Consider the following 20,698-nt stretch of genomic DNA (forward strand, 5'->3'; position numbering starts at 1 on the left):
TTTGCTTAAATGGAACGCAACCAACGTAAGGTTTACACGGGGCGTGTTGTTTCTGATAAGATGGATAAGACGATTTCCGTTCTTGTTGAAACATATAAAAAAGACCGTCTTTATGGTAAACGTGTAAAATACTCTAAGAAGTTGAAGGCTCATGATGAAAACAATAGCGCTAAAGCTGGCGATATCGTAAAAATCATGGAAACTCGTCCGCTTTCAAAAGACAAACGTTTCCGCTTAGTTGAAATTGTAGAAGAAGCGGTTATTATTTAATAGAATCCTTGAGTTGAAGGGAGGTAAGATCGTATGATTCAACAGGAATCCCGTTTAAAAGTTGCTGATAACTCTGGTGCACGTGAAGTACTTTGTATTAAAGTATTAGGTGGATCTGGTCGTAAAACTGCTAATATTGGTGATATTATTGTTTGTTCGGTGAAACAAGCAACACCAGGTGGCGTTGTCAAGAAGGGTGAAGTTGTTAAAGCTGTGATTGTTCGTACAAAGAGTGGTGCTCGTCGTAGTGATGGTTCATACATCAAATTTGATGAGAATGCTGCTGTTATTGTACGTGATGATAAGAGCCCGCGCGGAACTCGTATTTTCGGACCAGTTGCACGTGAACTTCGTGATAACCAATTCATGAAGATTGTTTCTCTTGCTCCAGAAGTTCTTTAATAGAAGATTATTGAAAGGCCCTGTCAAGGAGGTGCGAACATGGCAAAGATGCATGTCAAAAAAGGTGACACTGTAAAGGTCATCTCTGGAAAAGACAAAGGGAAGCAAGGTGTGATCCTTGAGGCGTTCCCGAAGAAGAGCCGGGTACTTGTTGAAGGTATAAACATTGTTAAAAAACATGCCAAGCCTTCACAAGACAATCCACAAGGTGGAATCTTAAATCAAGAAGCACCAATTCATTCTTCAAACGTTATGCCTATCGACCCTAAGTCTGGTGAACCTACACGTGTAGGTTACAAAGTAGAGAACGGAAAAAAGGTACGTATTGCTAAGAAGTCTGGCGAATCTTTAGATAAGTAGTCAGTGTGTGAAAGGAGGTCAATCGTATGAATCGTTTAAAAGAGAAGTATTCAACTGAAATCGTTCCTTCTCTAGTTGAGAAGTTCAACTATTCATCTGTTATGGCGGTACCTAAGCTTGAAAAGATCGTTGTAAATATGGGTGTTGGTGACGCTGTTTCAAATGCAAAAGCTTTAGATAAAGCTGTTGAAGAATTAGCAGAGATTACTGGTCAAAAGCCTTTAATTACAAAGGCTAAGAAATCAATTGCAGGATTCAAATTACGTGAAGGTATGCCAATCGGTGCGAAGGTAACACTTCGTGGCGAGCGTATGTATGAATTCCTAGATAAATTAATTAGTGTATCACTACCTCGTGTACGTGACTTCCGTGGTATCTCAAAGAAAGCTTTTGATGGTCGTGGAAACTACACACTTGGTGTGAAAGAACAATTAATTTTCCCTGAAATTGATTACGATAAAGTGGATAAAGTTCGTGGTATGGACGTTGTTCTAGTAACGACTGCGAACACGGATGAAGAAGCTCGTGAACTTTTAACACAAATGGGAATGCCATTCCAAAAATAATCGAAGTCGTTTCGAAGAGGAGGGATAACGTTGGCAAAGAAATCAATGATTGCAAAGCAAAAGCGAACACAGAAGTATAAAGTACAAGAATATACTCGTTGTGAACGTTGCGGTCGTCCTCATTCAGTATTGCGTAAGTTTAAACTTTGCAGAATTTGCTTCAGAGAACTTGCACACAAAGGGCAAATTCCTGGTGTGAAAAAAGCTAGTTGGTAATCCCAAGAACGGGAAGGAGGTAAATATAGATGGTCATGACAGATCCAATTGCAGATATGCTTACTCGTATTCGTAATGCTAACACGGTTCGTCACGAGAAGCTTGAGCTACCTGCTTCAAAGGTGAAGAAGGAAATTGCTGAAATTCTTAAGCGCGAAGGTTTTATCCGTGACTATGAATATATCGAAGATAGCAAACAAGGTGTTATTCGCATCTTCTTAAAATATGGTGCTACAAATGAGCGTGTAATTACTGGTCTTAAGCGTATTAGTAAGCCTGGACTTCGCGTATATGCGAAAGCTGGTGAACTTCCACGTGTACTTGGTGGACTTGGTATTGCATTAGTTTCAACATCAAAAGGTGTAATGACAGACAAGGATGCACGTCAGCAACAAGTTGGCGGAGAAGTATTAGCATACGTTTGGTAATATAATCCTTGAAATGAACGGAGGTGTACAAGAATGTCTCGTATTGGTAAAAAGCCAGTTGAAGTTCCAAGTGGTGTAACGATCACACTTGAGGGTACTTTGATGACAGTTAAAGGCCCAAAGGGTGAGCTAAAGCGTGATCTTCACCCTGATATGAAAATTAATATCGAAGAGAATGTAATTACGGTTGAACGCCCTTCTGATAATAAGGAGCACCGTGCACTTCACGGTACAACTCGTAGTTTAATCAGCAACATGGTTGAAGGTGTAACGAAGGGATATGAGCGTGCACTTGAACTTGTCGGTGTCGGTTACCGTGCTACTAAGTCAGGTCAAAAGCTTGTATTAAACGTTGGTTACTCTCATCCAGTTGAAATCGTTCCTGAACAAGGAATTGAAATTGAAGTTCCTTCGAATACAAAGGTTATTGTTAAAGGAATTGACAAGGAGCGCGTTGGTGCATTAGCATCTAACATTCGTTCTGTACGTTTACCTGAACCATACAAAGGCAAAGGTATTCGCTATGAAGGCGAGTATGTACGTCGTAAAGAAGGTAAAACAGGTAAATAATCACTAACATACGGAAAGGAATGACGTTCAATGATTACGAAGCCTAATAGTAACGTGGCACGTAAGAAGCGACATGCACATGTACGTCGTACGATCACAGGAACACCTGAACGTCCTCGCCTCAATGTATTCCGTTCTTCTAAACACATTTACGCTCAACTTATTGACGATGTAAATGGTGTGACACTTGCATCTGCGTCTACTCTTGATAAAGAAGTAGATTCAGCAGACGTAACGAAGACAGATGCGGCAAAGCTAGTAGGTGAGCTCGTGGCTAAGCGTGCGATTGAAAACGGACATAAAGTTGTTGTGTTTGACCGTGGCGGATATATCTATCACGGACGCGTAGCAACATTGGCAGATGCAGCACGAGAAGCTGGACTGCAATTCTAAAGAATAAAGGAGGGAAAATGAATGCGTCGTATTGACCCTAATACATTGGAACTTGAAGAAAAAGTAGTAACAGTCAATCGTGTAGCGAAAGTAGTTAAAGGTGGACGTCGTTTCCGCTTTGCTGCATTGGTTGTTGTAGGCGATAAAAATGGTCATGTAGGATTCGGTATGGGTAAAGCTCAAGAAGTACCAGAAGCGATCCGCAAGGCTATCGAAGATGCAAAGAAAAACCTCATTGAAGTACCAGTTGTTGGTACGACAATCCCACATGAGATTGTCGGTCATTTTGGAGCGGGACGCGTCTTTCTCAAAAATGCTTCTGAAGGTACAGGGATTATTGCTGGTGGACCAGTACGTGCGGTGCTTGAATTAGCTGGTGTCGGCGATATTTTATCTAAGTCATTGGGTTCAAATAATCCAATTAACATGGTTCGTGCAACAATGCAAGGACTTAAAGGCTTAAAACGTGCTGAAGAGGTTGCGAAACTTCGTGGCAAATCCGTAGAAGAGCTTTTAGGATAAGGAGGGAAAGTAAATGGCTAAGAAATTAGAAATTACCCTCACTCGTAGTCTTATCGGACGCCCTGAGAACCAACGCGTTACTGTGAAGACACTTGGATTGCGTAAAATGCACCAAACTGTTGTTCAAGAAGATAACGTTGCGATTCGCGGTATGGTAAATAAGGTATCACACCTTTTAACAGTTAAAGAAATCGAAGCATAATTGAACATTCTATACATGAGGAGGTGTCGATATGAAACTTCATGAGTTGAAACCTGCAGAAGGATCACGTAAAGTTCGTAAACGTGTAGGTCGCGGTATCGGTTCTGGTAATGGTAAAACTTCTGGGAAGGGACACAAAGGTCAAAACGCTCGTTCTGGCGGAGGTGTTCGTCCTGGTTTTGAGGGTGGTCAAAACCCGTTATACCGTCGTTTACCAAAACGTGGCTTTACTAATCCAACTCGTAAGGAGTTCACAGTAGTTAACCTTGAAACGCTTAATCGCTTTGATGCGAATACTGAGGTTACACCAGAACTTCTTATTGAAACAGGTACAGTGAAGAACGTTAAGCACGGTATCAAGATTCTTGGTAACGGTAAGGTTGAAAAGAGCTTAACTGTAAAAGCACACAAGTTCTCTGCATCTGCAGTTGAAGCGATCGAAGCTGCTGGCGGAAAAACTGAGGTGATTTAATGTTCCGGACGATCTCCAACATTATTCGAGTGGGTGACTTACGCCGCAAGGTTATATTCACCCTTCTCATGCTCATTGTCTTTCGTATCGGAAGTTTCATCCCTGTTCCAGGTTCGAACAGTGATGTGCTGAATTTCTATGATCAGGCGAATGCATTTGGGTTTTTAAACACGTTTGGTGGTGGAGCTTTAGGGAACTTCTCGATTTTTGCAATGGGTATAATGCCTTATATCACTGCATCAATCGTGGTACAGTTGTTACAAATGGATGTTGTACCTAAGTTTGCTGAGTGGGCAAAACAAGGGGAAGCTGGACGACGTAAATTAGCTCAGTTTACCCGTTACGGAACTATAGTCTTAGGCTTCTTTCAAGCTTTGGCGATGTCGATTGGTTTTAACTCGATGTTTCCTGGGTTAATTCCAGAACCGAGTATTCCAACGTATCTTTACATCGCTGTTGTATTAACAGCTGGTACAGCTTTTCTTATGTGGCTTGGTGAACAAATTACAGCCCAAGGTGTTGGAAACGGAATTTCCCTTATAATCTTTGCAGGTATTGCTGCAGGGATTCCAAATGGAATTAACCAAATATATGCAATGCAACTTGAAGGTGCTGGTGAACAATTGTTTCTAAGCATTGTTTCCATTCTTTTATTAGCTCTTGCTGTATTAGCCATCATTGTTGGTGTTATCTTTATTCAACAGGCCTTACGTAAGGTGCCAGTTCAATACGCAAAGCGTTTAGTAGGTCGTAGTCCAGTCGGAGGACAGTCAACGCATTTACCTTTAAAGGTTAATGCCGCGGGTGTTATTCCTGTCATCTTTGCTCTTTCTCTTTTCATTTTCCCACCAACAGTGGCTGGGTTCTTTGGAACAGATAATGAGATTGGGAGTTGGATTATAAGAGTATTTGACTACACACACCCTGTTGGGATGGTAGTATATGCCCTTTTAATCATTGGCTTTACGTATTTCTATACGTTTATTCAAGTCAATCCGGAGCAAATGGCTGAGAACCTCAAAAAACAAGGTGGTTACATTCCAGGCATTCGTCCCGGTAAAACAACACAAGTATACTTAACAAGGATCTTATATCGGTTAACGTTTGTTGGTGCGCTATTCTTAACTACGGTTTCTCTTATTCCGGTTTTCTTCACAAGGTTGATGGATTTACCACCAGCTGTTCAAATTGGTGGTACTGGATTATTGATTGTCGTTGGTGTAGCATTAGACACGATGAAACAAATTGAAAGTCAACTAATTAAACGTTCTTATAAAGGCTTTATTAAGTAACAAGGGGAGCAGGGAAGGTAATGGGTCTTCCCGTTCGCCTTCTGTTGTTAAATCGGAGCGATGGAGGGGAAATAAAGAATGAATCTAATTTTGATGGGATTACCTGGTGCTGGAAAAGGTACACAAGCTGAGCGAATTGTTGAAAAGTATGAAATTCCGCACATTTCAACTGGGGATATGTTTCGTGCCGCAATTAAAGGTGAAACAGAGCTTGGTTTGAAAGCAAAATCGTTTATGGATGCAGGGGAACTTGTTCCTGATGAAGTAACGATTGGGATTGTTCGCGATCGCCTAGCTAAGGATGATTGCAAAAAAGGATTTCTATTAGATGGATTTCCTCGTACAGTTGCGCAAGCAGAAGCTTTAGAAGAGTTGCTTGCTTCATTGGACCGCAAATTAGATTATGTTTTAAATGTTGATGTACCTGAGCAACTTCTAATGGATAGATTAACTGGTCGTCGCGTATCACCTACATCTGGTCGAACGTATCATGTCATTTTCAACCCTCCGAAAGTTGAAGGGAAATGTGATGTTGACGGTAGCGATTTGATTCAGCGTGATGATGATAAGCCTGAAACAGTGAAGAAACGTCTTGAAGTGAACCAAAAGCAAGCGAAACCTCTTTTTGATTTTTACAGTGAAAAAGGATACTTGCGCAATATAAAAGGGGATCAGGACATTGACAAGGTTTTTGATGATATTGACCAGCTATTGAAAGGGCTTCGTGCATGATCATTTGTAAGACAGAAAGAGAAATAGAGATTATGCGAGAAGCTGGGAAAATTGTTGCTTTAACGCATCAAGCTTTAAAGGAACATATTGAACCTGGCATATCAACAATAGAATTGGATGAGATTGCAGAAAAGTTGATTCGTTCACACGGTGCAGCACCCTCATTCAAAGGTTATAATGGGTTTACAGGTAGCATCTGTGCTTCAGTAAATGAGGAATTGGTGCACGGGATTCCTGGTAAGCGAGTGCTTAAAGATGGAGATATCATTAGTATTGACATTGGAGCATATTACAATGGTTATCACGGAGATTCTGCGTGGACATATGCGGTTGGCAAGATTTCCGAGAAGGATCAAGAATTACTTGATGTGACGGAAGCTGCTCTATATAAAGGGCTTGAGAAGGCGAAACCTGGTGGGAGATTATCAGACATTTCTCATGCTATCCAATCATATGCAGAGCCATTAGGTTATTCGATCGTTCGGGAGTATGTCGGTCACGGAGTTGGGCAAGACTTGCATGAGGACCCACAAATTCCTCACTATGGTCCGCCTGGTAAGGGACCAAGACTTAAACCAGGAATGGTGTTAGCTATTGAGCCAATGATTAATGCTGGGTCACGCTATGTGCGAACTCTTTCTGATGATTGGACTGTTGTCACAGTTGATAAAGAGAATTGTGCACACTTTGAGCATACCATTGCAATAACGGATTCAGGTTTTGAAATTTTGACAAAAGCTTAGATGTAGGTGATGGGGATCATGATAGATTCAGATCCGAGTCCTGAGCTCGGTCAAGTTGTGCAAATCGTAAAAGGTCGCGATCGTGGTCAAGTTAGTGTTATTATTGAACTGATTGATGACCGATTTGTTGGAATCGCAGATGGCGATACACGTAAAGTTGACCGTTTGAAGAAAAAGAACATCAATCACATTAAGCTCGTTGATTACATTGCTGATGAAGTTCGCAATAGCTTTATAGAAACAGGACGTGTTACTAATGGAAAGTTGCGCTATGCCATTACGAACTTTCTTGAAAAACACACTGATTTGCTGAAGGAAGGAGAGTAAATTCATGGCGAAAGAGGATGTTATTGAGGTAGAGGGAACGGTTATCGAACCTCTTCCAAATGCAATGTTTCGTGTTGAACTAGAAAATGGTCATAAAATTCTTGCCCACGTATCAGGAAAAATTCGTATGCATTTTATTCGTATTTTACCTGGTGATAAGGTGACGGTGGAGTTATCGCCTTATGATTTAACACGTGGACGGATCACATATCGATACAAATAAAACGTTGCGAGAGCGACTAGCAAGATAATCAACTGATTGTTTTGCTTTGATCTGATTGGACTTCTATGCTAATCAGTGCACTCCGTACCATAAGGAGGTAAACGAAAATGAAGGTAAGACCATCAGTCAAGCCTATTTGTGAAAAGTGTAAAGTTATCCGTCGTAAAGGGACGGTTATGGTTATTTGTGAAAACCCTAAGCATAAGCAAAAGCAAGGTTAATATATAAGGAGGTGCTCTGCACATGGCTCGTGTCGCAGGTGTCGATATTCCACGTGACAAACGCGTAGTAATTTCACTTACGTATGTCTATGGAATCGGTAAAGCAAAGTCGTCTGAAGTTCTAGCTAAAGCAGGTGTGTCTGAGGATACACGCGTTCGTGATTTGACTGAAGAAGAATTAGGACGTATTCGTGAAGCAATCGAAGAGTTCAAAGTTGAAGGTGACCTTCGTCGTGAAGTTTCACTTAACATCAAGCGTCTAATTGAAATTGGTTCATATCGTGGCATTCGCCACCGTCGTAGTTTACCTGTTCGTGGACAGAACTCTAAGAACAATGCTCGTACGCGTAAAGGTCCTCGTCGTACAGTAGCAAATAAGAAGAAGTAGTAAAGGAGGTCGCATAAAAGATGGCTAAGAAAACGAATACTCGTCCAAAGCGTCGCCAACGTAAAAATGTTGAATCTGGTGTTGCACACATTCGTTCAACATTTAATAACACGATCGTGACTATCACTGATACACACGGTAATGCTATTTCTTGGGCAAGTGCTGGCGCATTAGGATTCAAAGGTTCTCGTAAATCTACTCCATTCGCGGCTCAAATGGCTGCTGAAACTGCTGGTAAAACGGCAATGGAGCATGGTATGAAGAGCATTGAAGTTTCAGTTAAAGGGCCGGGTGCAGGTCGTGAAGCTGCAATTCGCTCCCTGCAAGCTATTGGTCTTGAAGTTAACATGATTAAAGATGTTACTCCAGTACCTCACAATGGCTGCCGCCCACCAAAACGTCGTAGAGTGTAATGGAATCAATCATTGTATAGATTTCCCTAAACTGTCAATAATGGATTGTGAGTTATCAGTTCTGTTGGCAAAATGGTGAAAAGCTTAGGAATTGCCTACTGGTTATCCGGTTAGGCAATCCTTGCAGTCTACCGGAGTTCGACGTTTTGAAGGAGGGTTTGTTTAATGATTGAAATCGAAAAGCCAAATATTGAAGCGGTTGAAATAAGTGAAGACGCAAAGTATGGTAAATTTGTTGTTGAACCACTAGAGCGTGGGTATGGAACAACTTTAGGAAACTCCTTACGTCGTATTCTTCTCTCTTCTTTACCAGGTGCTGCTGTGACTTCTGTTCAGATTGATTCAGTCTTACATGAGTTCTCTACAATCGAAGGTGTTGTAGAAGATGTAACGACAATTATTTTGAACTTGAAGAAACTTGCGCTTAAGATTTATTCTGATGAAGAGAAGACTCTTGAAATTGATATCCAAGGTGAAGGAATTGTAACAGCTAATGATTTAACTCACGATAGTGACGTTGAAGTGCTGAATCCTGATCTTCACATTGCCACTCTAGCTAAAGGTGCGCATTTACGCATGCGTCTTATAGCAAAACGTGGTCGTGGATATGTTTTAGCAGAGGGTAATAAGAATGACGACCAACCGATTGGCGTTCTTCCTATTGATTCTATTTATACGCCTGTTTCACGTGTGAACTACCAAGTTGAGAATACGCGCGTCGGTCAAGTGACTAACTATGACAAACTAACCCTTGATGTCTGGACTGACGGAAGCATTCGCCCTGAAGAGGCTGTTTCTTTAGGTGCTAAAATCCTGACAGAGCATTTGAATATTTTTGTCGGATTAACTGATCAAGCACAGAATGCTGAAATCATGGTTGAAAAAGAAGAAGATCAGAAAGAAAAGGTTCTTGAGATGACGATCGAAGAACTTGATCTATCTGTACGTTCTTATAATTGTTTGAAGCGTGCTGGGATTAACACGGTCCAAGAGTTAACGCAGAAATCAGAAGAAGACATGATGAAGGTTCGTAATCTTGGTCGCAAATCATTAGAAGAAGTTCAAGAGAAGCTTGGTGAGCTAGGTCTAGGTCTTCGTAAAGAAGAATAGGTTAAAACTTTTATAAGTATCTTTTGGCTTTGGTTATGATAATAAGTAATATTTCGCATAATAAGTCTCTGCTTATTTAGTGGAGCTGGTACAAAGGAGGGAAACGAACATGGCATACGCAAAATTAGGTCGTGATAGCGCTGGTCGTAAAGCTCTATTCCGTGATTTAGCTACAGATCTTATCATTAACGAGCGTATCGAAACTACTGAAGCGAAAGCGAAGGAGCTTCGTTCAATCGTTGAGAAAATGATCACACTTGGAAAGCGTGGTGACTTACATGCTCGTCGTCAAGCTGCTGCTTTCATTCGCAGAGAAGTAGCGAACGAAGAGTCTGGTCAAGATGCAATCCAAAAGCTTTTCTCTGACATTGCAACTCGTTATGAAGAGCGTCAAGGTGGTTATACACGTATTCTTAAAGTTGGTCCTCGTCGTGGAGACGGTGCACCAATGGTTATTATTGAGCTTGTATAATCAATTTGATACATGAGTGAATAGATGAGGCGACAAAGGGCAAATCAGATCTGAGCACGTATGCTCTGACTCTGGGCCCTTTTTTGTTTGCCTTTTATTCTGTTAATGAAGAATGCATTTGTTGATTGAAAAGTAATAATAGCGTAAGCAACCTTCACGTACTGGTCACAGCAAGGGGCTTGCGTTTTTTTACAATGAGGAGAGGTAACATGTCAGCACTCATTACTCTAGAAAATGTATCGTATCAATATGAAGGAGCAGAAGACCTTGCTTTAAACCAAATTCATTTGAAGATTGATGCAAATGAGTGGGTGACGGTTGTAGGCAGAAATGGTTCAGGTAAGTCGACATTTGGACGATTGCTGAATGGATTGCTCCTTCCAACGAGTGGTGTAGTCCGTGTTCAAGGTTTATCGACTACGGATGAAAATACGGTCTGGAACATTCGTAGCAATGTAGGAATGGTATTTCAGAACCCTGATCATCAATTTGTAGCAACGACAGTTCGTGATGACCTTGCTTTTGGTTTAGAGAATTTAGGGATTGAAAGGACGAAAATGCATGAACGAATTGAAACGTATGCTGCGTTAATTGGGATTACACCGTTTCTAGATATGGAACCACATCGACTCTCTGGTGGGCAGAAGCAGCGAGTTGCCATAGCGGGAATTATGGCAATGGAACCAGCCATTATTGTTTTTGATGAAGCGACCTCTATGCTCGACCCTATTGGACGCAAAGAGGTTTTAGAAACAATGAAAATGCTCCATCGTCGCGGTTCAACGATTATATCCATTACACATGATATGGATGAAGCTGTACTTGGTAATCGAATGTTAATCTTTGAACGTGGATCGTTGATTGCTGAAGGGGCACCAATGGAGGTTTTTTCAAAACAAGAGCTGCTAACTCAAGTCGGATTGTCGCTGCCGTTCTCATTAGAAATGCAGAGGGAACTTGAGAAACGAGGTATATCCTTACAGAAGCTATGCTTAACGGAAGAGGAGCTGATTTCTGAATTATGGACATTTCATTCAACCAAGTAGAGCATCGTTATATGTCAGGTACTCCTTTTGAAAAAGTTGCTCTCAAGGATTTTAGTGTGACGATTCCGTCAGGCTCATTTACTGCCGTTATCGGTCATACCGGTTCGGGAAAATCAACCTTTATTCAGCATATTAACGGCTTGCTTAAACCAACGAGTGGTACGGTGAAAGTAGGACCTTATACGATTGCTGCTGGAGAAAAAAAGATCGACTTGAAAGCGTTACGTAAGGAAGTCGGCCTCGTTTTTCAATACCCTGAACATCAACTTTTTGAAGAAACGGTCGAAAAAGATATTAGCTTCGGGCCAATTAATTTTGGTGTGCCAAAAGCAAAAGCGATGAGAAGAGCAAAAGAGCTTCTTCCTCACGTTGGCTTACCAGAACATGTGTTGACCACCTCTCCTTTTCAATTAAGCGGTGGTCAAATGAGACGTGTTGCAATCGCAGGTGTACTAGCCGTTAATCCCTCAATACTTGTCTTAGATGAACCAGCAGCCAGTCTTGATCCTGAAGGGCGTAAGCAAATGATGGATTTATTTGTTCGTTATCATAAAGAGAATCAGACGACGACGGTGCTCGTTACTCATCATATGGAAGATGCTGCACGATATGCCGATCATATTATCGTTCTTCATAATGGACAAGTTGAAATGACGGGTGGACGAGAGTTAATCTTTGAACGGGCATCTAGGTTGCGAGAAATCGGACTTGATCTCCCAGATTCAGTTCGTTTCCTTGAACAAATTAAAGAAAAATGGAGTCTGACTGACGTCCCGATGCATTTTGATCTTGAAGGTACAGCAGATTATTTAGCAGGTTTTATGAAGGGTAAGGAGGAATAGCTTTGTTTCAGAATGTGATTATAGGCCAGTATGTTGCGGTGCCTTCAGTGTTGCATAGACTGGATCCACGTTCAAAGTTGGCAAGTGTCTCTCTTCTTGTCCTCATTATTTTTCTGGCAAATAACTGGTATGCTAACGCTCTTATCGTCGGTTTCACAATTGGAATGGTTCTTTTGTCTAAAGTGCCTATTTCTTTTGTATATAAAGGGTTAAAGCCGATTTTGTTACTTGTATTGATCACAGTGTTTCTTCATTTGTTTATGACACGTGAGGGTAATATCTTGTTTACACTTGGTCCTTTTTCGATATATGACGAAGGGCTCAACCAAGGTGCTTTTATTGCGATTCGTCTATTGACATTAGTGATGCTGACCTCATTGATTACACTGACAACTAGTCCAATTGATTTAACTGATGGCCTGGAGAGTCTGCTTAGCCCACTTAAAAAAATCCGTTTACCTGCACATGAACTTGCTCTTATGATGTCAATTGCGCTACGTTTTATTCCAACGTTTCTGCAAGAGGCTGAAAAGATTACAAAAGCGCAAATGGCGCGTGGGGTGGATTTTACGACAGGACCATTGACAGAGCGGGTAAAGGCGTTGCTTCCTTTGCTTGTGCCTTTATTCATTAGCGCGTTTAAAAGAGCTGAGGATCTTGCGCTGGCGATGGAGGCGAGAGGATATCGAGGAGGAGAAGGGCGAACGAAATATCGGTTGCTTGTGTGGACATGGCGAGATTGGGTTGCAGTAGCACTGGCTTGTGCATTTGGATTGCTTATTATCACGCTGCGCTTTTTGTGAGGTCTAGCTTTACAGCGGCTGCAAGGCCCTTCTGCTTTTCTATTTTAGCTGCAGCGCCTAGCCACTCGAGATACTTCAGGCTGAGTGATTGTCGAAAACAGGCATCCATTCTCAGTCTTCCAGTCCTTTTCGTGGCTGACCAAGGCTCTTCCGCTTTTCTTTAAAAGGAGATGATTTCTGGTGAATCGAGTCGTTTTACGGGTCGCATATGAAGGTACAGCTTTTTCTGGTTATCAAGTGCAGCCGGGAAAAAGAACTGTACAGAGCGAGATTGAACAAGCTTTTATGAAGATTCATAAAGGAGAGGCGATTCGTGTTCATTCATCGGGTCGAACAGATACGGGTGTTCATGCAAGAGGACAAATTTTGCATTTTGACACATCTCTTACAATACCAACCGAGCGTTGGCCTAAGGCATTAAACAGTATGCTACCTGATGATATACGTGTCATGGAAGCCGGTTATGTCTCAAAGGATTTTCACTCCCGGTATGATGCACAGAAGAAGCATTATCGTTACCGAGTATTAGCAGCGCGTGAGGAAGATGTTTTTCGTCGCAATATTACGTATCATGTGCCTTATGCTATTGATCTAACAAGAATGCAGGAAGCTGCAGAGCATTTAATTGGTAGGTATGATTTCTCATCTTTTTGTGCAGCAAACACAGATGTTCAAGATAAGGTCCGTACATTGTATGAGATCACAATTGAGCGAGAGCAAGATGAAATCATCTTTAATCTAATTGGAAATGGCTTCTTATATAATATGGTTCGGATTATCGTTGGAACATTGCTTGAGGTCGGGGCTGGGAAAAGAGAACCTGTTGAACTAATCAATATTCGTGATGCTAAAAATAGAACATATGCGGGGAAAACGGCCCCTGGGCATGGCTTATTTCTTTGGCAGGTGTACTATGAAACATCACTTTTTCATCACGATTAACCTTTAGTTATAAAGAGTTTAAATGACAACGAACCCTAGTGTAACAAATTGTTGACATGGCCTTTTTATTATTATATGATGGTAGATGGTAATTCCAAAAACCCACTAGCCCCGGGTTCCGGAATGTTACATTAGACTATGGTTTAGATTTGATTTTATAAAACACGAAAGATCGTTCTTTTAGGAGGGAAATTCATGCGTACAACATATATGGCAAAGCCAAACGAAGTTGAGCGTAAGTGGTATGTAGTAGACGCTGAAGGTCAAACGCTTGGTCGTTTAGCTTCAGAAGTTGCTTCTATTCTACGTGGGAAGAACAAACCTACATTTACACCACACGTTGATACTGGTGATTTCGTAATCATCATCAATGCAGAGAAGATTCATTTAACAGGTAACAAATTACAAGACAAGATTTACTACCGTCACACAAATCACCCAGGTGGTTTGAAAAAGACAACAGCAGGCGACATGCGTGCTAACAAGCCTGAGCGTATGCTTGAGCTTGCAATTAAAGGAATGCTTCCAAAGAACACTCTTGGTCGCGCGCAAGGTATGAAATTGCATGTATATGCAGGTAGCGAACACAAACATCAAGCTCAAAAACCAGAAGTTTACGAACTTCGCGGTTAATCGATAGGAGGGTATTAATTTGGCACAAGTACAATATTACGGTACAGGTCGCCGCAAGCACTCTGTTGCTCGTGTACGCCTATTGCCAGGTGACGGCCGTATCGTTATTAATGGTCGTGAAATGGACGAATATTTTAACCTTGAAACATTAAAGCTTATCGTTAAGCAACCACTTGTAGAAACAGGCGTTGAAGGTCAATATGACCTTAAAGTTACTGTTGAAGGTGGAGGATATACTGGTCAAGCGGGTGCGATCCGTCATGGTGTAGCACGTGCACTTCTTCAAGTAGATCCTGAGAATCGCCCAGCACTTAAGACTGCTGGCTTCTTGACTCGTGATGCTCGTATGAAAGAACGTAAGAAATACGGTCTTAAAGCAGCTCGTCGTGCACCTCAGTTCTCAAAGCGTTAATTCGATTACGTTTGGAAGGCTCTCAATCTTTATGGTTGGGGGTCTTTTTTTTGTATTTCTACATACTATTATCCAGAGTGATGGAGCATTACTCATAAGCTATTGGGCAATATCGACAACTTTTCCACTGCATGCTCCTTTTTCTCGCTCCTCATACTAAAAGAAACTTAAGTGAGAGGAGTGGTGAATTTGATGACGGTTGTGACTACATTGGCAGATCGCCGCAGAGAGAAACAGTGGAAATTTGAACAAAATGTGTTGAGAAAGTTATCTTTAAACGAACTGAAAGCAGATGTTAAGGAACAGTTTAAGCCCATTGTCCCGTATCATTTTTTGTCGCATCCTTTTCTACTAGATCCATGTATGGATATGGCGATTGATGCTTATTTATTAGGTGCTGAATACAGTCGCTTTGGCTACTTCGGAGAGAGTGAGAAAGAGGTAAAACGTCGTTGTGAAGATGAATTGACGGATATTACGCATTTTATTTTTAATCTTCTTCAAGGATGGCTACTTAATTCGGACTTTTTACTTGATTCCCTTAAAGTTGCTACAGAATCCTTTGTTGATCATTGGTGGTCAAAAGGATTTAGAGAGGGTGAAAAACGTTACAGGCTGAGACTTCACTAACTGCTATACATCCAATCGTAAAATCACTTCATAATCTTCTCCTTGTTCAAATATATATAAGAAGAAGTGGACGAGGAGGGATCGGAGTGAATATGAAAAAATGGATAAAGGGCGGAGCTTTTGCAGTAGCCGTTGTTAGCTTGTTATTCATTATTCAATATCAATTTATAACGAATGATTCATGGTCATCATGGAATCTTCCTTTATCAGGCAAGATCATTATCCTAGATCCAGGTCATGGTGGTATTGATGGAGGGGCAGTATCAAAAACAGGAATGCAAGAAAAGGATATTACGTTAGAGATCAGTTTGCAGCTTCGGGATTATTTGCAGGAAGCGGGCGCCCTTGTGTTAATGACAAGAGAAGAGGACCGTGATCTAGCAGGGGAAAATATAAAGCGAATACGCGAGCGGAAGGTTGAAGATTTAAAACGAAGAGTCAGCATTGTGAATGAATCTGATGCAGATGCGTTTATTAGTATCCATATGAACGCCATCCCTTCACCAAGATGGAGTGGTGCCCAAACGTTTTATAATCGTGCTATTCCAGAAAATGAAGTGCTTGCAAAATTTGTTCAAGATGAGGTTCGCCGAAATTTAGAAAATACAACAAGGGTAGCAAAGCCTATTCATAATGTTTTTTTATTAAAGCATGCCCAAATTCCAGGTATCTTATTTGAGGCAGGTTTTTTATCCAATACGACAGAAGCACAATTATTGCAAACAGAAGAGTATCAAATGAAGGTAGCGGCATCTATTTATCAAGGGATCATGCGTTATTATACAGATGAACAAGATCCAGCTAATTAATTATAAGTGCAAACGGATTCATGTTCAGAGCGACTGTGCTATACTAGGGATATAACTGGTAAAAGGAAGGTGTCGGAATTGATAACTGAACAACAAGTCATGGAAGCGTTAAACCGAGTAAAAGATCGTGATCTTAATAAAAGCCTAGTCGAAACAGGTGGCATTCGTGAAGTGAAAGTAAAGGATGGCAACGTTAGCTTGAAGATTGCCTTGGCAAAAACGGGAACTGCTGAGCAAATGGAAGTTCAACAAGAGATTGTCAACGTCATTAAAGGCGAGGGCGCTAACTCTGTTGGCCTTAGATTTGAAGAGCTAACAGAAGAAGAGCTACAAAAGCTTGGGGGAGTTGGAGAAGCAAGTTTTCAAGGGCCTTCACTTCTTGCTCCAAATAGTCCAACAACATTTATTGCGGTAACGAGTGGAAAGGGTGGGGTTGGTAAATCAACTGTCTCTGTTAACCTCGCAACAACACTTGCTAGATTAGGTAAGAACGTAGGACTAATTGATGCGGACATTTACGGCTTTAGCGTACCAGATATGATGGGGATTGAAGATCGACCTAAAGTGATTGCAGATCGTATTTATCCAGTTGAACGTTTTGGTGTAAAAGTTATTTCGATGGGCTTCTTTGTAGAAGATAATGCACCAGTCATTTGGAGAGGTCCAATGCTTGGGAAAATGATCAATCAATTCTTTACGGATGTTGAGTGGGGAGAACTAGATTACCTCATTCTTGATTTGCCACCAGGCACAGGTGATGTGGCACTTGATTTACATACGATGCTTCCTCATTCAAAAGAAATTCTCGTTACAACGCCACATGCAACAGCAGCCTTTGTTGCAGCTCGTGCGGGTACAATGGCCATTAAGACTCATCATGAGATTCTAGGTGTCATTGAAAATATGGCATATTTTGAAAGTCGTACTACAGGTGAAAAGGAATACGTTTTTGGACGAGGTGGGGGAGAACGTCTGACAGAAGAACTGAAAACAGATCTTTTAGGACAAATTCCACTTGGACAGCCTGAAATAGACAAAGCTGATTTTGCTCCATCTATTTACGCAGCTGATCATCCAATCGGAGAAATCTATACCCAAGTAGCAAAACGAGTCATTGAAAAAACAACAAAATAAATCAGTTGAAAAAAGCCCTTCATTGGGCTTTTTTCTATGTGCAGCAATTACTGACCACCACTGCCACCATCACTTCCTCCTCCTCCGCCACCTTGCTGGCCACCGCCGCCTTGATCTTGTTTCTCCATTTGTTTCTCTGCGACTTTACTTAAAATTTCATTCATTTTTGCAGTGAAGAAAGGACTCTCAAATGATTCAGACATGATCGTCATGACCTGCTGTCTATATTCTTTTGACTTTAATAGTTCAAGTACAGCTGCCTCCATTTCAGGGTCTTTAAGGATACTCATCATCATGCCTTGATATTCTGGATCTTTCATTAAAGCTTTAAGCATTTTTTCATTTTCTGCTTGCATGCTCTCGGCAAATGTTTTTGCGAATTCAGGGTCTTTCATCGTCTCCTGCCAAAACTTTTTTCCAGCTTCAGATGTTAAAGTATCCTGAATCGCTTTTTTAACAAAGGCATTATCCATAACAAGTTCTTTACGTAGTTCTTCGTCTTTCATTAATTCTTGGATTGCTTGTTTTCCTTCATCTGTCTTTAACATATCAACCATCATTTTCTTAGTGTTCTCATAATCTGGGCTGTTGTTTCCGCCATTTTCAGCCGCTGCACAACTAGTACATATAACAAATAGCAGACATATTATAAGAATGTGCATCATCTTTTTCATGCGGTGCGGCTCCTTTCCGTTCATTTTGTCATTAATTTGAGATATTTCACTTGAAAATATACATGACACTAAGAGAACAACTAGCAATTTTAAAGCGACATTGTTACAATCGTTAGAGGATATGTGTATATTGGAGGATTTGCCTGTGAACAGTCGAAAAGTTGTTCAATTGTTTTTTACCACGCTTTTAATCGGAAGTATTAGTGGGGCAATTGTTGGATTTATATTTGATTACGATATTCTTACTTCAGGAAGTTTTGCAAACTTTATTGTGGGTATTATTTGGCTGCTTGGAATGAGTGCAGCCTTTACGTTGATTAGTCAAATGGGCTTCTTTGCTTATTTAACCGTTCATCGTTTTGGTTTAGGTCTCTTTAAATCGCAAAAGCTTTGGAATTATGTGCAAATTGTCATCGTTGCTTTTGTTATATTTGATTTAATTTATTTAAGGTATATTGCTTTCGCAGAGCCAGGAGTAACGATTTTTAGCTATATGATTATGCCTTTGCTTTTGCTTGCTTATGGTCTTTTGATTGCCTTTTTGAAAGCGAAGGATACGAATAAGGGGGCATTTATCCCTGCATTGTTCTTTATTGTCGTCGTAACAACGATTGAATGGGTTCCTGCTCTTACAGTTAATGATACAAAGTGGCTATGGCTTTATTTTACCCCGCTCATTGTCGGGAACACGTGGCAGCTACTTATTTTACATCGTTTGGCTCGTGAACCGAAAAATTGAGCAATAGAAAAAGGGTTTGATCGACTAATCTGTGATAACGTTTCTGTTATCGGACTAGAGATCAAACCCTTTTTATTACTTTATTTCTTTGTTTGTTGATTTTGTACTGGCGATTAAATCGTCGACACTACTAAACGTAAATCCTTTTGCACGAAGCTGATCAATGATAATCGGTAATGCTTTGTGTGTTTGAGTAACGGAATCGGAAGCATGAAATAAGAGAACGTCGCCTGAACTCGTAAGTGGAACAACAGCATTCACAATGGCGTCAACTCCTGGGTTTTGATAATCTTTTGAGTCTATGCTCCAATGCACGATGCTGTAACCTTGCGCCTCAGCTATCTGTAATGTTCGTGCATTAAATGATCCATTTGGTGGTCTAAGTAATGTTGGTCGTTCTCCGATAAGTTCAGATAGTACCTGGCCACTTCGATTTATATCTTTTCTAACTTTTTCATCTTCCCAGCTTGTATAATCTTTATATTGATACCCATGACTACCAATAGTATGGCCTCTTTCTTGAATTTCTTTAACGAGATCAGGATATCGTTCTGCCCATGTAGCCGATACAAAAAACGTTGCATGCTCTACTTTCTTTTGTTCAAGAACATCTAAAATGGGTAGAACCCTATTTTCACCCCAACTAATATTAAAGGTAATGGCAATATCCTTGTCATTTGTTTCCGCTTTATAAAAAGCCTGAGGACCATCTGGTGTAGAAAAGACGGCTAATTGTGTACGTTCAGCATAAAGCAATCCAGCTGTAAAAAAGGCAGCCATAATAATAAGGGATAATTGCTTAATTTGCTTGGCGTGAAACACCCATATGAACTTCATTTATTGTCCTCCTCGTCCATTATCTATGAACAATGTATGCGGATAAGGACAAGATATGAATAAAATGGGTAAGATTAGAAAACAATTTAAATGACTGTGTAAGCATTAGAAATGGATCTGCTTATACAGGAGGTGGTTAGTTGAATAGTCGAGGTGATTTATGTGTTGGGATTGATTCTAAATCAAAAGGAAGTACAAGAGATTGAATATCTGTTGAAAAGAGAAATGGAGGAACTTTTATTAGATTTATCTGATCCGCGAATCGATGGAATTATTAAGAAAGCGATGGAAGAGAAGTATCAGATTGTCTTTGGCATTTATAAGCGTTTTGTTCCTCCGAAAGAAAGAATGAAATATATGCTTCATCGACATAGAAGAGATATGAAATAGGTGAACTTTTTCGTGATATGTTATTGACACGTGTTGTATGGACATGCTATATTATTAATTACCGCAAGAAGGAACGACATTATGTTGAAAAAAATTAAGAAAATGTTGTTGACCTTGGATTAACCATTGTGGTATATTAATAAAGTCGCCATTGAGCGACGTCGAGTTCTTTGAAAACTGAACAAAAGCCAAGCGAAATAGAGATACATGATATCTCGTCAATTATTAAGAAGTATCGTTAGCGATACATTTTGAGCTAATCGATTTTTCAAAAGGTGACCGACTAAGTTCGCAACGTCCTGTTGCAACGTCGGCATTAGCACATCTATGTGCATCACTTTTATGGAGAGTTTGATCCTGGCTCAGGACGAACGCTGGCGGCGTGCCTAATACATGCAAGTCGAGCGGATCAAAGGGAGCTTGCTCCCGGAGATTAGCGGCGGACGGGTGAGTAACACGTGGGCAACCTGCCCTGTAGACTGGGA

34 protein-coding genes, 1 rRNA gene and 1 pseudogene are annotated in these 20,698 nt (G+C 40.7%); 33 read left to right on the forward strand and 3 right to left on the reverse strand.

What is annotated here, in order from left to right; genetic code table 11:
- Nucleotides 1–9 precede the first annotated feature (9 nt).
- A complete protein-coding gene (gene rpsQ / locus IQ10_RS16390) occupies nt 10–270 on the forward strand; it encodes a 30S ribosomal protein S17 (RefSeq protein ID WP_144451552.1) in 261 nt (86 codons plus the stop codon).
- On the opposite strand, the pseudogene IQ10_RS18830 reads toward rpsQ, so the two are convergent.
- Nucleotides 263–325 (reverse strand): annotated as a pseudogene (locus tag IQ10_RS18830) (hypothetical protein); the annotation flags it as partial. The gene rpsQ and the pseudogene IQ10_RS18830 overlap by 8 nt on opposite strands.
- On the opposite strand from IQ10_RS18830, the gene rplN reads away from it, so the two are divergent.
- The 29 genes from rplN to salA all read left to right on the forward strand — a co-directional run bounded on the left by rplN (nt 304) and on the right by salA (nt 17,573).
- A complete protein-coding gene (gene rplN / locus IQ10_RS16395) occupies nt 304–672 on the forward strand; it encodes a 50S ribosomal protein L14 (RefSeq protein ID WP_144451553.1) in 369 nt (122 codons plus the stop codon). The pseudogene IQ10_RS18830 and the gene rplN sit on opposite strands and share 22 nt — an antisense overlap.
- A gap of 48 nt (nt 673–720) precedes the next feature.
- Nucleotides 721–1,032, forward strand: a complete 312-nt coding sequence (rplX, locus tag IQ10_RS16400) for a 50S ribosomal protein L24 (protein WP_144451582.1) — start codon at nt 721–723, stop codon at nt 1,030–1,032.
- A gap of 26 nt (nt 1,033–1,058) precedes the next feature.
- On the forward strand, nt 1,059–1,598 hold the full coding sequence (rplE, locus tag IQ10_RS16405) for a 50S ribosomal protein L5 (protein WP_144451554.1): 540 nt from the start codon (nt 1,059–1,061) through the stop codon (nt 1,596–1,598).
- 30 nt (nt 1,599–1,628) lie between these two features.
- Nucleotides 1,629–1,814 (forward strand): type Z 30S ribosomal protein S14, encoded by a 186-nt coding sequence (locus tag IQ10_RS16410; protein WP_012957149.1) that lies wholly within the window; start codon nt 1,629–1,631, stop codon nt 1,812–1,814.
- A 29-nt stretch (nt 1,815–1,843) separates the two neighbouring features.
- Nucleotides 1,844–2,242 (forward strand): 30S ribosomal protein S8, encoded by a 399-nt coding sequence (gene rpsH / locus IQ10_RS16415; RefSeq protein ID WP_144451555.1) that lies wholly within the window; start codon nt 1,844–1,846, stop codon nt 2,240–2,242.
- A 33-nt stretch (nt 2,243–2,275) separates the two neighbouring features.
- Nucleotides 2,276–2,812 carry a 50S ribosomal protein L6 gene (gene rplF / locus IQ10_RS16420; RefSeq protein WP_144451556.1) on the forward strand — a complete coding sequence of 179 codons (537 nt, stop codon included), beginning with the start codon at nt 2,276–2,278 and terminating at the stop codon, nt 2,810–2,812.
- Between the two features lie 30 nt (nt 2,813–2,842).
- A complete protein-coding gene (gene rplR, locus IQ10_RS16425; protein WP_144451557.1) occupies nt 2,843–3,205 on the forward strand; it encodes a 50S ribosomal protein L18 in 363 nt (120 codons plus the stop codon).
- A gap of 21 nt (nt 3,206–3,226) precedes the next feature.
- Complete coding sequence (rpsE, locus tag IQ10_RS16430) at nt 3,227–3,727, forward strand: 30S ribosomal protein S5 (protein ID WP_144451558.1); 501 nt, start codon at nt 3,227–3,229, stop codon at nt 3,725–3,727.
- Nucleotides 3,728–3,740: 13 nt separating this feature from the next.
- Nucleotides 3,741–3,929 carry a 50S ribosomal protein L30 gene (gene rpmD / locus IQ10_RS16435; protein ID WP_144451559.1) on the forward strand — a complete coding sequence of 63 codons (189 nt, stop codon included), beginning with the start codon at nt 3,741–3,743 and terminating at the stop codon, nt 3,927–3,929.
- 31 nt (nt 3,930–3,960) lie between these two features.
- Nucleotides 3,961–4,401 (forward strand): 50S ribosomal protein L15, encoded by a 441-nt coding sequence (gene rplO, locus IQ10_RS16440; protein WP_144451560.1) that lies wholly within the window; start codon nt 3,961–3,963, stop codon nt 4,399–4,401.
- Nucleotides 4,401–5,693, forward strand: a complete 1,293-nt coding sequence (gene secY / locus IQ10_RS16445; protein WP_144451561.1) for a preprotein translocase subunit SecY — start codon at nt 4,401–4,403, stop codon at nt 5,691–5,693. The genes rplO and secY overlap by 1 nt, the downstream gene beginning before the upstream one ends.
- A 78-nt stretch (nt 5,694–5,771) precedes the next feature.
- Nucleotides 5,772–6,425 (forward strand): adenylate kinase, encoded by a 654-nt coding sequence (locus IQ10_RS16450; protein WP_144451562.1) that lies wholly within the window; start codon nt 5,772–5,774, stop codon nt 6,423–6,425.
- The gene (map, locus tag IQ10_RS16455) at nt 6,422–7,168 is read left to right on the forward strand and encodes a type I methionyl aminopeptidase (protein ID WP_144451563.1); all 747 of its coding nucleotides are present in this window, start codon (nt 6,422–6,424) and stop codon (nt 7,166–7,168) included. The genes IQ10_RS16450 and map overlap by 4 nt, the downstream gene beginning before the upstream one ends.
- An 18-nt stretch (nt 7,169–7,186) precedes the next feature.
- Entirely contained in the window at nt 7,187–7,495 is a 309-nt protein-coding gene (locus tag IQ10_RS16460; RefSeq protein WP_144451564.1) for a KOW domain-containing RNA-binding protein, read from the forward strand.
- A 4-nt stretch (nt 7,496–7,499) separates the two neighbouring features.
- Nucleotides 7,500–7,718 (forward strand): translation initiation factor IF-1, encoded by a 219-nt coding sequence (infA, locus tag IQ10_RS16465; RefSeq protein WP_010896341.1) that lies wholly within the window; start codon nt 7,500–7,502, stop codon nt 7,716–7,718.
- Nucleotides 7,719–7,825: 107 nt separating this feature from the next.
- Nucleotides 7,826–7,939, forward strand: a complete 114-nt coding sequence (rpmJ, locus tag IQ10_RS16470; RefSeq protein ID WP_003322638.1) for a 50S ribosomal protein L36 — start codon at nt 7,826–7,828, stop codon at nt 7,937–7,939.
- A gap of 22 nt (nt 7,940–7,961) precedes the next feature.
- Nucleotides 7,962–8,327, forward strand: coding sequence for a 30S ribosomal protein S13 (gene rpsM, locus IQ10_RS16475; RefSeq protein ID WP_144451565.1), 366 nt, complete (start codon nt 7,962–7,964; stop codon nt 8,325–8,327).
- A gap of 20 nt (nt 8,328–8,347) precedes the next feature.
- On the forward strand, nt 8,348–8,740 hold the full coding sequence (gene rpsK, locus IQ10_RS16480; RefSeq protein WP_144451566.1) for a 30S ribosomal protein S11: 393 nt from the start codon (nt 8,348–8,350) through the stop codon (nt 8,738–8,740).
- A gap of 165 nt (nt 8,741–8,905) precedes the next feature.
- On the forward strand, nt 8,906–9,850 hold the full coding sequence (locus IQ10_RS16485; RefSeq protein ID WP_144451567.1) for a DNA-directed RNA polymerase subunit alpha: 945 nt from the start codon (nt 8,906–8,908) through the stop codon (nt 9,848–9,850).
- 109 nt (nt 9,851–9,959) lie between these two features.
- Nucleotides 9,960–10,322, forward strand: a complete 363-nt coding sequence (gene rplQ / locus IQ10_RS16490; protein ID WP_144451568.1) for a 50S ribosomal protein L17 — start codon at nt 9,960–9,962, stop codon at nt 10,320–10,322.
- Nucleotides 10,323–10,531: 209 nt separating this feature from the next.
- Nucleotides 10,532–11,368: an energy-coupling factor transporter ATPase gene (locus IQ10_RS16495; RefSeq protein WP_144451569.1), complete on the forward strand. Its 837-nt coding sequence runs from the start codon at nt 10,532–10,534 to the stop codon at nt 11,366–11,368.
- The gene (locus IQ10_RS16500; protein ID WP_144451570.1) at nt 11,344–12,210 is read left to right on the forward strand and encodes an energy-coupling factor ABC transporter ATP-binding protein; all 867 of its coding nucleotides are present in this window, start codon (nt 11,344–11,346) and stop codon (nt 12,208–12,210) included. The genes IQ10_RS16495 and IQ10_RS16500 overlap by 25 nt, the downstream gene beginning before the upstream one ends.
- Before the next feature lie 2 nt (nt 12,211–12,212).
- Entirely contained in the window at nt 12,213–13,013 is an 801-nt protein-coding gene (locus tag IQ10_RS16505) for an energy-coupling factor transporter transmembrane component T family protein (RefSeq protein ID WP_144451571.1), read from the forward strand.
- Nucleotides 13,014–13,193: 180 nt separating this feature from the next.
- Nucleotides 13,194–13,955: a tRNA pseudouridine(38-40) synthase TruA gene (gene truA, locus IQ10_RS16510; RefSeq protein WP_144451572.1), complete on the forward strand. Its 762-nt coding sequence runs from the start codon at nt 13,194–13,196 to the stop codon at nt 13,953–13,955.
- Between the two features lie 195 nt (nt 13,956–14,150).
- Entirely contained in the window at nt 14,151–14,588 is a 438-nt protein-coding gene (gene rplM, locus IQ10_RS16515) for a 50S ribosomal protein L13 (protein ID WP_144451573.1), read from the forward strand.
- Between the two features lie 19 nt (nt 14,589–14,607).
- Nucleotides 14,608–15,000: a 30S ribosomal protein S9 gene (rpsI, locus tag IQ10_RS16520; protein WP_144451574.1), complete on the forward strand. Its 393-nt coding sequence runs from the start codon at nt 14,608–14,610 to the stop codon at nt 14,998–15,000.
- A gap of 192 nt (nt 15,001–15,192) precedes the next feature.
- Nucleotides 15,193–15,630 carry a YbaK family protein gene (locus tag IQ10_RS16525; protein WP_144451575.1) on the forward strand — a complete coding sequence of 146 codons (438 nt, stop codon included), beginning with the start codon at nt 15,193–15,195 and terminating at the stop codon, nt 15,628–15,630.
- Between the two features lie 92 nt (nt 15,631–15,722).
- Nucleotides 15,723–16,439, forward strand: a complete 717-nt coding sequence (cwlD, locus tag IQ10_RS16530; RefSeq protein ID WP_144451583.1) for an N-acetylmuramoyl-L-alanine amidase CwlD — start codon at nt 15,723–15,725, stop codon at nt 16,437–16,439.
- 78 nt (nt 16,440–16,517) lie between these two features.
- Nucleotides 16,518–17,573 carry an iron-sulfur carrier protein/transcriptional regulator SalA gene (gene salA / locus IQ10_RS16535; protein ID WP_144451576.1) on the forward strand — a complete coding sequence of 352 codons (1,056 nt, stop codon included), beginning with the start codon at nt 16,518–16,520 and terminating at the stop codon, nt 17,571–17,573.
- Between the two features lie 47 nt (nt 17,574–17,620).
- Here the strand turns inward: salA and gerD are convergent, their stop codons facing one another.
- Nucleotides 17,621–18,247 (reverse strand): spore germination lipoprotein GerD, encoded by a 627-nt coding sequence (gerD, locus tag IQ10_RS16540; protein ID WP_144451577.1) that lies wholly within the window; start codon nt 18,245–18,247, stop codon nt 17,621–17,623.
- Between the two features lie 145 nt (nt 18,248–18,392).
- On the opposite strand from gerD, the gene IQ10_RS16545 reads away from it, so the two are divergent.
- Nucleotides 18,393–18,986 carry a KinB-signaling pathway activation protein gene (locus IQ10_RS16545; RefSeq protein ID WP_144451578.1) on the forward strand — a complete coding sequence of 198 codons (594 nt, stop codon included), beginning with the start codon at nt 18,393–18,395 and terminating at the stop codon, nt 18,984–18,986.
- A gap of 75 nt (nt 18,987–19,061) precedes the next feature.
- On the opposite strand, the gene pdaB is transcribed toward IQ10_RS16545, so the two are convergent.
- Nucleotides 19,062–19,823, reverse strand: coding sequence for a polysaccharide deacetylase family sporulation protein PdaB (gene pdaB / locus IQ10_RS16550; RefSeq protein ID WP_144451579.1), 762 nt, complete (start codon nt 19,821–19,823; stop codon nt 19,062–19,064).
- 162 nt (nt 19,824–19,985) lie between these two features.
- On the opposite strand from pdaB, the gene IQ10_RS16555 reads away from it, so the two are divergent.
- Entirely contained in the window at nt 19,986–20,213 is a 228-nt protein-coding gene (locus IQ10_RS16555) for a hypothetical protein (RefSeq protein ID WP_144451580.1), read from the forward strand.
- A gap of 339 nt (nt 20,214–20,552) precedes the next feature.
- A 16S ribosomal RNA gene (locus IQ10_RS16560) occupies nt 20,553–20,698 on the forward strand; the annotation flags it as partial.

Origin of the sequence: Halalkalibacter nanhaiisediminis, from assembly GCF_007830185.1 — a bacterium.
Taxonomy (GTDB): domain Bacteria; phylum Bacillota; class Bacilli; order Bacillales; family Bacillaceae_D; genus Halalkalibacter; species Halalkalibacter nanhaiisediminis.

Coding starts and splice junctions, on each gene's coding strand:
- rplO (WP_144451560.1), top strand. CDS start 3,961: ATGAAACTTCATGAGTTGAAACCTGCAGAAGGATCACGTAAAGTTCGT.
- rpsH (WP_144451555.1), top strand. CDS start 1,844: ATGGTCATGACAGATCCAATTGCAGATATGCTTACTCGTATTCGTAAT.
- IQ10_RS16485 (WP_144451567.1), top strand. CDS start 8,906: ATGATTGAAATCGAAAAGCCAAATATTGAAGCGGTTGAAATAAGTGAA.
- rplR (WP_144451557.1), top strand. CDS start 2,843: ATGATTACGAAGCCTAATAGTAACGTGGCACGTAAGAAGCGACATGCA.
- IQ10_RS16460 (WP_144451564.1), top strand. CDS start 7,187: ATGATAGATTCAGATCCGAGTCCTGAGCTCGGTCAAGTTGTGCAAATC.
- rplM (WP_144451573.1), top strand. CDS start 14,151: ATGCGTACAACATATATGGCAAAGCCAAACGAAGTTGAGCGTAAGTGG.
- secY (WP_144451561.1), top strand. CDS start 4,401: ATGTTCCGGACGATCTCCAACATTATTCGAGTGGGTGACTTACGCCGC.
- rplF (WP_144451556.1), top strand. CDS start 2,276: ATGTCTCGTATTGGTAAAAAGCCAGTTGAAGTTCCAAGTGGTGTAACG.
- rplX (WP_144451582.1), top strand. CDS start 721: ATGCATGTCAAAAAAGGTGACACTGTAAAGGTCATCTCTGGAAAAGAC.
- infA (WP_010896341.1), top strand. CDS start 7,500: ATGGCGAAAGAGGATGTTATTGAGGTAGAGGGAACGGTTATCGAACCT.
- rpsQ (WP_144451552.1), top strand. CDS start 10: ATGGAACGCAACCAACGTAAGGTTTACACGGGGCGTGTTGTTTCTGAT.
- rpmD (WP_144451559.1), top strand. CDS start 3,741: ATGGCTAAGAAATTAGAAATTACCCTCACTCGTAGTCTTATCGGACGC.
- rplN (WP_144451553.1), top strand. CDS start 304: ATGATTCAACAGGAATCCCGTTTAAAAGTTGCTGATAACTCTGGTGCA.
- rplQ (WP_144451568.1), top strand. CDS start 9,960: ATGGCATACGCAAAATTAGGTCGTGATAGCGCTGGTCGTAAAGCTCTA.
- IQ10_RS16495 (WP_144451569.1), top strand. CDS start 10,532: ATGTCAGCACTCATTACTCTAGAAAATGTATCGTATCAATATGAAGGA.
- map (WP_144451563.1), top strand. CDS start 6,422: ATGATCATTTGTAAGACAGAAAGAGAAATAGAGATTATGCGAGAAGCT.
- rpsE (WP_144451558.1), top strand. CDS start 3,227: ATGCGTCGTATTGACCCTAATACATTGGAACTTGAAGAAAAAGTAGTA.
- rpmJ (WP_003322638.1), top strand. CDS start 7,826: ATGAAGGTAAGACCATCAGTCAAGCCTATTTGTGAAAAGTGTAAAGTT.
- gerD (WP_144451577.1), bottom strand. CDS start 18,247: ATGAAAAAGATGATGCACATTCTTATAATATGTCTGCTATTTGTTATA.
- pdaB (WP_144451579.1), bottom strand. CDS start 19,823: ATGAAGTTCATATGGGTGTTTCACGCCAAGCAAATTAAGCAATTATCC.
- rpsK (WP_144451566.1), top strand. CDS start 8,348: ATGGCTAAGAAAACGAATACTCGTCCAAAGCGTCGCCAACGTAAAAAT.
- rplE (WP_144451554.1), top strand. CDS start 1,059: ATGAATCGTTTAAAAGAGAAGTATTCAACTGAAATCGTTCCTTCTCTA.
- IQ10_RS16450 (WP_144451562.1), top strand. CDS start 5,772: ATGAATCTAATTTTGATGGGATTACCTGGTGCTGGAAAAGGTACACAA.
- cwlD (WP_144451583.1), top strand. CDS start 15,723: ATGAAAAAATGGATAAAGGGCGGAGCTTTTGCAGTAGCCGTTGTTAGC.
- rpsM (WP_144451565.1), top strand. CDS start 7,962: ATGGCTCGTGTCGCAGGTGTCGATATTCCACGTGACAAACGCGTAGTA.
- IQ10_RS16525 (WP_144451575.1), top strand. CDS start 15,193: ATGACGGTTGTGACTACATTGGCAGATCGCCGCAGAGAGAAACAGTGG.
- IQ10_RS16500 (WP_144451570.1), top strand. CDS start 11,344: ATGGACATTTCATTCAACCAAGTAGAGCATCGTTATATGTCAGGTACT.